The sequence below is a fragment of the Solibacillus silvestris genome, assembly GCF_051967575.1.
Taxonomy (GTDB): domain Bacteria; phylum Bacillota; class Bacilli; order Bacillales_A; family Planococcaceae; genus Solibacillus; species Solibacillus silvestris_B.
The window spans coordinates 1-1,353 of record NZ_JBQCJW010000083.1 but is presented as its reverse complement, the minus strand read 5'-3'; the positions used below and the strand labels follow the sequence as shown (position 1 = coordinate 1,353).

The 1,353-nt window shown below is 39.8% G+C and carries 1 protein-coding gene; it reads right to left on the bottom strand.

The window, feature by feature from the left end:
• Positions 1 to 48: 48 nt before the first annotated feature.
• Positions 49 to 1,353 (bottom strand): IS1182 family transposase (locus tag ACTHOQ_RS18850; RefSeq protein WP_440497731.1); only part of this gene is annotated, 1,305 nt, incomplete at its 5' end.

Sequence of the window (1,353 nt, the reverse complement as noted above, 5' to 3'; positions counted from 1 at the left end):
CTTTCCATTCGTTTTTGAATGGAAGGTGCCTTATTTCTTTCTTTTTTCCTACTCTTTTTCACTCAGTAGTTTGAGTATCCGTTTCAGATTGACCGCAAAGATCGTCGTGGCTCCTTGAATTTCCATGCCAAATAAACCCGCCGATTTTGCTGTTTTAAAGCCGTGTGGGTTCTTTAATTCACTATTTTTCGCTTCGATTTTATAGCGTTTGCTGGCAAGTGCTTTGAATTCGGCTGTTTCCTGGAATGCTGCTTGTTCTTGATGTGTATCGGATTGAATCGTTACACTATACGTTTTACTTTTCGCACCTTCCTTATAACAGCCCTCTCGCATCGGGCAAACTTTACATTTTTCAATATCAAAATGAAACGTTAAACTTTGATTCAGGGTTTTCCTGCCCGTACGTCTTTTGTGAGTTGCCATGTGCCCCGCTGGACAAACAAACATGCCCGCATCCTTGTTATAATCAAATTCAATTTTCCGTTGTCCGCTGCCATTTGTGATCACTGGATTTAACTTTGAAATTAACTGAAACTGCTCCGATTTTGCATACACTAAATTCTCTTTCCAGGAATAGGCGGCATCACCAATCACCGTGTCAATTTCCATGCCGGCAGCTCTACTTTTCTCTACCAACTCTTGTAAATAGTGCCCATCACTTTTTTCACCCGTCGTCACAACCGCTGCTGTAATAATACGTTCATCACTCATCGCAATATGCGTTTTAAAACCAAAGAAAGAAGACTCTGCTGACTTATGCCCAACACGTGCATCCGGATCATTTGAATAGCTTAAATGATTCTCATAATCATCCATCACTTCTTTTAAAACATTTAATTTTTCTTTCACAGCCGGGATTTGTGCAACCTTTGATTGTGTTTCGACTACTTCAACTACTTGACGACAGTATTCTAATTCTTCTGTGACTTCATTTGACGCAGGCTTCTCAGGGAATTTTCCGACCATGTTTTCGTCTAGTTGATACACGGCTTTACGTACATTTTTGGATTTTTCCTGTAAAAATTCTTTGGGCGTTTTCTGGTTATATCGCGCTTTTGTATGGGTAGCGTCGACAATCACCATTTTACTAAGGAGTAGTCCTTTCTCTAAAGCAATTTCAACGGTTTTCTGAATCAGTAAATCTAATAAATTCATATCTTGAAGACGGAGTCGACGGAATTTTGTCAGGGAACTGGAGTCGATCACTTCCTCTTCTGGTGCCATATCTAAAAAATATTTAAAGGACATATCAAATTTTGAACGTTCGATAAGGTCGGCATCCGACAGGTCATGAATCGCTTTTAACAGTAAATATTTAAACATGCGAATCGGTGGAATCGCGTTACGGCCATT